General features: G+C 43.7%; 7 protein-coding genes and 1 pseudogene. 4 read left to right on the top strand and 4 right to left on the bottom strand.

Going from position 1 to position 8,563, the window contains the following annotated elements; translation table 11 throughout:
• A partial coding sequence (locus tag BCU91_RS20225) for a hypothetical protein (protein WP_198590416.1) occupies positions 1-669 on the top strand: 669 nt, incomplete at its 5' end.
• On the opposite strand, the gene BCU91_RS02105 is transcribed toward BCU91_RS20225, so the two are convergent.
• The 4 genes from BCU91_RS02105 to BCU91_RS02120 form a co-directional block, all read right to left on the bottom strand.
• The gene (locus BCU91_RS02105) at positions 656-1,597 is read right to left on the bottom strand and encodes a zinc-binding dehydrogenase (protein WP_102530796.1); all 942 of its coding nucleotides are present in this window, start codon (positions 1,595-1,597) and stop codon (positions 656-658) included. The genes BCU91_RS20225 and BCU91_RS02105 overlap by 14 nt on opposite strands.
• A 68-nt stretch (positions 1,598-1,665) precedes the next feature.
• On the bottom strand, positions 1,666-2,754 hold the full coding sequence (locus tag BCU91_RS02110; protein ID WP_102530797.1) for an alkene reductase: 1,089 nt from the start codon (positions 2,752-2,754) through the stop codon (positions 1,666-1,668).
• A gap of 10 nt (positions 2,755-2,764) precedes the next feature.
• Positions 2,765-3,862 carry an alkene reductase gene (locus BCU91_RS02115; protein WP_102530800.1) on the bottom strand — a complete coding sequence of 366 codons (1,098 nt, stop codon included), beginning with the start codon at positions 3,860-3,862 and terminating at the stop codon, positions 2,765-2,767.
• Between the two features lie 115 nt (positions 3,863-3,977).
• Positions 3,978-4,859 carry a LysR substrate-binding domain-containing protein gene (locus tag BCU91_RS02120; RefSeq protein WP_102530798.1) on the bottom strand — a complete coding sequence of 294 codons (882 nt, stop codon included), beginning with the start codon at positions 4,857-4,859 and terminating at the stop codon, positions 3,978-3,980.
• Between the two features lie 192 nt (positions 4,860-5,051).
• Here BCU91_RS02120 and BCU91_RS02130 point away from each other — a divergent pair, with 192 nt between their 5' ends.
• From BCU91_RS02130 to BCU91_RS02140, 3 genes and pseudogenes are all read left to right on the top strand, one after another.
• Positions 5,052-6,218 carry an MFS transporter gene (locus BCU91_RS02130; protein WP_029235440.1) on the top strand — a complete coding sequence of 389 codons (1,167 nt, stop codon included), beginning with the start codon at positions 5,052-5,054 and terminating at the stop codon, positions 6,216-6,218.
• Positions 6,219-6,349: 131 nt separating this feature from the next.
• A complete protein-coding gene (locus BCU91_RS02135; protein WP_102519779.1) occupies positions 6,350-7,042 on the top strand; it encodes an SDR family oxidoreductase in 693 nt (230 codons plus the stop codon).
• 886 nt (positions 7,043-7,928) lie between these two features.
• Positions 7,929-8,563, top strand: a pseudogene (locus tag BCU91_RS02140) (site-specific integrase); the annotation flags it as partial.

Below are 8,563 nucleotides of genomic sequence, written 5' to 3' on the forward strand. Positions count from 1 at the left end.
AGAGCACAAGCGGTTATTCGTAATATCGATGTCGCTGGCACACTGAAAAAAATCATCAATAACATCGACCATCAAACCTGTATTAATGACTTTATTCGTTATGTTGATGAAGTGATTAACAGTCTTCGCAGTGAATTTGAGAAAAACAAGTCAACCATCAGTACAAAGCCAGCAAGTTATAGCATCCCCATCAGAGACACTAAGCTGTCACAACACCGTGAAACCACGGCTGTCGCTCAAGCAATGTCCGTGGTGACGTTACATGATGCTCTAGCAGGTTTTGTTACTTCAAAAGAGAAGTCAGGCATTAGACCACTCTCTATTAAACAACTTGAACAGCGAACCTGTCACTTAATTAAGTTACTGCCAACAATCGGTAACCGGTCACCAAAAAGCACTCAAGCTATTTGCGTTAACGATATCACCTCGGCTGATGCGATGAAGTACCGTGATGAGCTACTCACACAGGGCAGAAGCTATAAAAGTAATAAAGAATACTTAGCGGCCGTATTTCAGTTTTTTAAGTGGTGCAAGTTAATGAACTACTGCAGCCATAACCCTTTTGAAAACGTGACAGTAGGGCAAAAGCCCAAAGTTAAAGCCAACCAAGAAAGAGACCGTTGGGATACGAGTGAACTAATACAAATAGTGCGGTTTAACTCAATGTAATTACAGTTTTTAGTTTTGTAAATTCACTATGTGTCAATGCCTCGTGCATGTGTCCAAAATTAAATGTGATTGGCTCACTAATTTCAACATCACTTTTAGTAATTCGTTCAAGTAACGCTTCACCATTTTGCATTAATGCATGCCAATCTTGTTTATCACCAAAATCATGTAACGCGCCAAGGGCTATTTCGTGGTAAGAAATAGTGCGAGTAAATGGCGGGTCAATGGGTTTAGCAATACGATCTTGAATGCAGACAATATGTCCATTCGCTCTTAACAGTGGTACTAAATGGGCGGCATTTTCGCCACTCACGGCATCAAAAATGGCGAAGTATTTCTTGTCGATTTGAGATTGTTCTCGATAAACTTGGCGAATACCTAGCTTTTGGGCTCGCTCTTCGCTCAGACTCGCTGAGACAACATCAACGATATAACCCGCATCGAGAAGGAACTGGGATAATAAATTATTCACCGCGCCAAAACCAACGACAAGCACTTCTCTTTGTCGGGTTAATGGAATTTTTTCAAATGCTTGCCATGCGGTAAGCATCGGGCAAGGTAGCGCTGCTGCAAGTTCAAATGATAGGCTCTCAGGCAGCGTCATCACTCGCTCAGCATTCAAAACGGTATATTCAGCATAGCTACCATGGCGATTTAGTGAGCCATGATACGCCACTCGACGCCCAATGAGACTGGTGTCAACTTTAGAGCCTACGTGTACGATGACGCCTGCACCATCAACACCAGGAACATGACCATTCGGCCAATTTAGAGGATTGGCTTTAATAAATTTCCAATCGACAGGGTTTATACCAATCGCTTTGTTTTGTACTAAGATTTCATTGTCATCTAAAGCTGGTATTTTAGCGTTACCTAAAATGATACTGTGTGTCTCTGTTTGATATTGCCAAATTTGATAGGGTTCCATCGCATTCTCGTTTGCTTAAAGAAAGGAGAAGGCACCAAGGAGTGGTTAGTCCTTGATGCCTAGTTTTGCTATGCCTGATAAGTAGGATAATCGATGTAGCCTTCGGCTCCGCCACCATACAAGGTGAGTCTTGCGTCAGCATCAAACTCGGCCAGTGGGTTACCATTGGCCAAACGGGCGACTAAATCTGGGTTCGTTACAAAAGGGGTACCAAAGGCAACGAAATCAGCATACTGCTTGTCGAGTAACTGTTGCGCTGACTCCTTAGTCAACTTACCCGCTATCATAATTGGGTTTGAGTATATTCGACGAACTTGTTGGCGAAACTCTTCAGGTACCTCTACATAGCGTGATATGTTTTCTGAAAAATGCACATACGCAAGGTTCATCGGTTGTAGTTTTTCCAGCAATGCTAACGTTAGCGGAACAATTTCAACATCATCCCCAGCAAAACCCTCTCCGATATGAGGAGACAGACGAACCGCAACTCTTTCCCCACCAATTTCGTCAGTAAGTGCTTGTAAGGTATCAACCAGAAAGCGCATACGATTCTCTTGGCTGCCACCATATTGATCACTTCTTTGGTTGCTTTCTAAGCGTAAAAAGGTATCAAACAAGTAACCATGCGCAGCATGAATTTCCACGCCATCAAAACCAGCTTCAATGGCGTTTTTGCCCGCTTGTACAAAATCCGCAATCGTGCTCTTAATGTCTTGCAGCGTCATCTCCCGTGGCGTTTCAGTTTCAATCATCCCAAAGCCACCTTCAGCTAGTGGGCCAAATACTTGATCTGGGATTTTAATCGCTGATGGGGCTAACGGCTTAGTACCTGAAATATCAGAATGACTGCGTCGCCCCACATGCCAAAGTTGAGTAAATATTTTCCCGCCTTCTTGATGCACAGCTTGGGTGGTTTTTTTCCAGCCTTCGATGTGCTCTGGGGTATAAATGCCCGGAGTCATCGAATAACCTCGTGCAGCCGCTGAGATCGGGGTGCCCTCTGATACAATGAGTCCAGCACTGGCACGCTGACGGTAGTAGGTTGCCATCATCTCGTTTGGTACATCACCAGGTTGAGACGTGCGTGAACGAGTCATCGGCGCCATCGCGATACGGTTTCTAGTCTCAAGTCCGTGACCTTTAAATACCTTAAACATACTTACCCCCTTAAGCTTTATACGTTGGATAATCAATCAGACCTTTCTCACCACCACCAAACAAGGTGTTTGGATCATGCTCTGCCAATGGGTAGCCGTGAAGTAGACGTTCAGGAAGATCGGGATTCGCCACAAAAGGTCGACCAAAGCCGATCATATCAGCCAGTCCGTCATCAATAGCTTGCTTTGCTTTTTCCGCATCATAACGACCTGCGTAGATCAGCACGCCTTGAAAAGCATTGCGCATTGCACGTTTGAATGAGACGGGTGTATCTGGTGCATCATCCCAATCGACTTCAGCAATATGTAGGTACACGATATGATGTTTATTGAGTAACGCTGCGGCAGCGGTATAAGTCTCAATAGGGTTAGCATCAACAGTACCATTGAGGGTTGTTAAAGGTGCCAAGCGCACACCAACGCGATCAGCGCCAATGGCATCGACCATTGCAGTAACAACTTCATCAAGAAAACGAAGACGGTTTTCAAGACATCCACCGTACTCATCAGTGCGATCATTCGCCTCTGAATCAATAAATTGGTTAATTAAATAACCATTAGCGGCATGCAGTTCAATGCCATCAAAGCCTGCCTCAATGGCATTCAATGCGGCTTGACGGTAATCTTCAATCACTTGCTGAATATCGGCTTTTGTCATCGCTCTAGGCTGAACGACGTCAACAAAACCAGGTTCATCACTGCCATTATCAACGAATACTTTGACGTTTTCCGCTTTTAATGCGGAGGAAGAAATCGGTTGCTCACCACCGATGTTATCTGGGTGAGTGACTCTTCCCACATGCCAAAGCTGCGCGAAAATAGCACCTTGTTTGGCATGCACAGCGTCTGTCACTTTACGCCAACCAGCAATCTGCTCAGGTGTGTAAATACCTGGGGTCCATGCATAGCCTTTTGCCGTCGCTGAAATTTGCGTACCTTCAGACACAATCAATCCTGCACTGGCACGCTGAGCGTAATAGGTTGCCATCATGTCATTTGCGACATCACCAGGCTGACTGGCTCTTGAACGCGTCATCGGTGGCATGACAATGCGGTTTTTGAGTGTGAGTCCACCCAATGTGAATGGTTTAAATAGTGATAGTGACATAGTTGAGCCCTCTTCATTTGATAGGGGCATACTAGCAAATGAGTCACCAATCATTTATAGCAATAAAGGCAAATGATATTTGTAGAAATTGCAATAATCAGCTTGTTTAAGCGGGTTACAGGGTTAGCTTTGGCTTAATAAAATCAATAAAAGCGGAGATCCGCTTGGCCACAGAAGAAGTCTTATAATACACAGCGTTGACTTGTTCTCTTCTTGGATGACTGATTTTTTCGCTCTCCAACAGCGAAATTAAACGTCCTTCGACAATATCTTTATTCACCATAAACCCTGATAGACATGCAATGCCATTTCCTGCCAACACAATTTGTCGAATGGTTTCGCCATTACTTGATGACATCAAAGCGTCTAGTTGGGTAAAACCTTTTAAAGGCCAGTCATTCAAAATTTTGGGGGCGACAAATCCAATGAGATTATGCTGAGCAAGATCGCTGCTTTTAGTGGGGATCCCGCGTTTTGAGATATATTCTGGTGAAGCCACAATATACAAGGGGCTTCGACCCAGCGACCGAGCATGTAGCGTTGAATCGCTCAAGGTACCAATACGGATTGCTAAATCGGTTTTCTTTTCTAGTAAATCCACAATGCCTTCATTGGAAGTTATTTCTAGCTCAATATCGGGATAGGCTTGATTAAATGACTGCACCAATGGCACCAGTTGATGAAACACAAACGGACTAGCCGCGTCGACACGTAAACGGCCTTTGGGCAATTCCCCACGGGAAATAATATCTTCTTCCGCCTGCTGTAATTGCATTAATCCCACCCGCACAGAGTCAATGAACTGGCGTCCTTCATCGGTTAATTCAATACGTCTAGTGGTTCGGTTTAAAATAGTGACCCCAAGTTGACTCTCCACTTTACTGACCGCTCTGGATACTCGCGCGACTTGGATATCTAGGCTCTCTGCTGCCGCTGAAAAACCTCCGGTATCGACTACAGCTAGTAAAATGGCTAAATCATCAGATTTTGTTCGCATGCTATTTCCCTCAACTTTATCCAATCGCTCATCAGCTTTATTGCATTTATAACAAATATCATTTGTAAAAACCTCTGTTTTTCACAAAACATCTTAAATGCAAAATGCCCCCCATCAATTAACAACGCGACGGCATAGCGACCAATACATCGGCTATTGCTGGTCATTTTCAAACAACAGAGAGTAAATATTATGCCTTTAGCACTTCTTGCATTGACGCTCAGCGCCTTTGCTATTGGAACAACGGAGTTTGTGATCGTGGGGCTACTCCCGACCATGGCCTCCGACCTAAATATATCACTGCCTTCAGCAGGCTTGCTGGTTAGCCTTTATGCACTTGGTGTTGCCATTGGCGCCCCGGTTTTAACGGCTTTAACAGGAAAGTGGAATCGTAAACACGTATTGATTACCGTCATGTCACTGTTTGTTGTCGGTAACTTAGTTGCATGGCAAGCACCTGGATATAACACCCTGATTATCGCTCGTATTTTGACAGGTTTAGCCCATGGTGTATTTTTCTCCATTGGTTCAACCATTGCTACCGGTCTGGTACCAAAAGAAAAAGCCGCCAGCGCCATTGCGATTATGTTCACTGGTTTAACCGTGGCGTTAGTCACAGGCGTGCCGCTTGGGACATACATAGGTCAAACCTTTGGCTGGCAATCAACCTTCTTAGTTGTTGCGCTATTAGGTTTAATCGCATTAATTGGTAGTGCTTTCTTAGTACCAAATAACTTAAAACAACCTGCTGCAGCTAAGCTTTCATCGCAGCTTAAGGTATTAACTCAACCTAGATTATTACTGGTTTATGCGATTACTGCACTGGGTTATGGCGGCACTTTTACAGCATTCACTTTCCTTGCTCCTATTTTGCAGCAAGAAACTGGCTTTAGTGCGAATGCAATTAGTTTAATTATGTTGGTTTATGGAGTTTCAGTTGCGATTGGTAATATTTGGGGCGGAAAAATGGCCGATAAAATGGGCCCAATAAAAGCCCTTAGCATTATTTTTACTGGTCTTGCAGCTGTGCTTATCGTGTTCAATTTTACCGCCGTTAACCCTATTGCCGCGGTAGCCACGATTTTAGTTTGGGGGGCATTTGCATTCGGTAATGTTCCAGGTTTACAAGTATATGTAGTGAAACTTGCTGAAAAATATACACCAGATGCAGTGGATGTTGCTTCCGGTTTAAACATTGCCGCCTTTAACGTTGGTATTGCACTTGGTTCATGGGGCGGAGGGATGGTTGTCGCTGAAGCAGGCTTAATGCATACACCTTGGGTAGGTGCAGTAGTTGTACTGATAGCGCTTGCTTTGACCCGCTTTAGTGGTCGTCTTGATAAGCGTGCAGAAAGTTAATGGTAAAAATGTATTAATGAAATAAACACGACTCTTACCCTTAGAGCTGGTCAATGCAGCAGCATTGGCCAGCTTTTCGCAACTTATATTGATTGGTATTAGACAAGATTGAAACTGATAAGAGGCACTCAATGAAAACCGTTTTTATTACTGGAGCTAATCGTGGCTTAGGATTAGAGCTTGCAAAGCAATATGCACAGCGACATTACAAGGTCATCGCTTGCTGTCGCGATATTGATTCAGCGCATGAGTTAACCCTGTTAGCACAACAGTATTCAACCATTCGCCCTTATGCTCTAGATGTTAGTCATGAAACAGATATTCTCGCTTTAACTGAGGTGTTTAAAGAGCAACCTATTGATGTACTTATTCATAATGCTGGGGTGAGTGGTGAAGGATGTGACAACTTAGGCAATATGGATCAGCAAAGATGGCTAGAGGTGTTAAAGGTCAATACCATCGCACCCATGTTAATCACGCAGGCCTTGCTCAATAATATTCTAGCCGGCCAAGATAAAACCATAATCGGGATGACCTCAATACTGGCCAGTATTGATGATAACCGCTCAGGGGGACGATACAGCTATCGAGCATCAAAAGCGGCCCTCAACCAAATAATTAAATCTCTAGCCTGTGAATTATCCGAAGCGGGAGTGAAGACCATGGCAATTCATCCAGGTTGGGTAAAAACCGATATGGGTGGCAAGGAAGGCAAGGTAACAGTAGAAGAGAGTGTTAAAGGCATGCTTAATGTCATCGACAATTTAAAACTTAAACATTCAGGTTCATTTTTTGTCTACGATGGCACTCAATTGCCATGGTAAGCCCTGTAGTTACGTCACATGAAAGCTCTAAGGGGATGATATGCTTTTTACCTTTATAATCCTTTGTATTATCGCTTTGCTCGGATGGTATTTATACAAAGTCTCCCGTGATATTTCCCAAATTGACAGGGATTGGAATGGCGATGAGATCCTATAAATTGATATCGCCTGCATCTATGGCTGGTCACATTATATTCTAATGAAAAACTGTGAGCTTGCTCTGGTGCTGAGTAAATACTTTAACGCGAAATGGGGCGTGCGACGTGAAGTCGTATGAAGCGCTGTTCACCGCTTAATGTGTGAACCATCTGTAGTACCAGATGAACCTATGAGCCTGAATAAAGTAGCGGCTCTGACAATGTAACGAAGAATGGTCATGGACTATTCGGGATCTAAATCGCGAGAGGACGATCCTCCTGATAACCACAAATCGGGTGAGTGCTAGGTAGTCAGTAAGATGAACATAAGTGAATCCGCGTAAGGTGCGTTATACGTTGAAGCAGCGGAAGTTGTAACCCTCCCTTATATCGATCATATTTTAAGAGAGTTTTCTTTATTTAACCGCTCATATAGCTTGGGCGGTAGCAAAGAATGACGTAGCAAGAAAGGGGATTAGATTGGATGTATTCCACAAAGGGTTCACCGTTAAACACTTATAGGCCTTGAAAGGATTGACTCAGACAATGTACCTGCTTTGTACATGAGCAGAACCGCCCAAACGTGAAGTTCACACCTATTTGTTTAGCAAACTCCTTATGCTTATATATAGTAACTTTAAAGGGTGTATAATGTGTATTAAGGTAGAGAAATCTGCCTTTTTTTTGCATATTTAACATGACAGGTGTATAGTAAATGGTGTGTACGATATGTATAAGGAAAACATGGTTTGTCATCAGTAAAAGTTAGAGCAACGATTGTAGAGGACAATACGGGCATCAAAAGCCAACTGCCTATCTTGCTAACTGAGCAAGGAGAGTTAAGTACGGTCACAGACTACCTACTCAAGCTAGAGGCAGACGGTGTGAGTAACTCCGTCATGAATGGGTTTATTCAAGCGGTGTCCTTGTTGCTGGATTATATGGAAGCAAATAGAGGATTGTTTGACGATCCGAAGTTGCTCTTTCAGACCTTTTCTAAGCGGTTGTATACAGGAACGATTGGTGAGGATGGACTTGACCCATCAGGTTTGTATTGGGTGCCAAGTTCAACCAGTAACGTGAATAAGCATATTCATCGATTGACGGCATTTACAGATTGGTTGGCAAACAAGCACGGCACTGCGTCCATGAATCCCTTGCGTAATGCTACCCCGCATGAGCAGCGATTGAATTACGCTGCATGGTATCGCAAAAACCAAAACGATTTCCTTGGTCATATCGAAGATAAGACTGTGAACAAAACCATCCGTAAGGCGCGAACCATTAAAGGACGCACGCCGCTCACCAAAACCGAAGATGACGCCATCGCCTTTCCTGAAAAGCATTGGGAAGATTTTTATATAAATGGCATCGGTGGCGCGAG

Source organism: Shewanella sp. 10N.286.52.B9, assembly GCF_002873635.1.
Classification (GTDB): Bacteria; Pseudomonadota; Gammaproteobacteria; order Enterobacterales; family Shewanellaceae; genus Shewanella.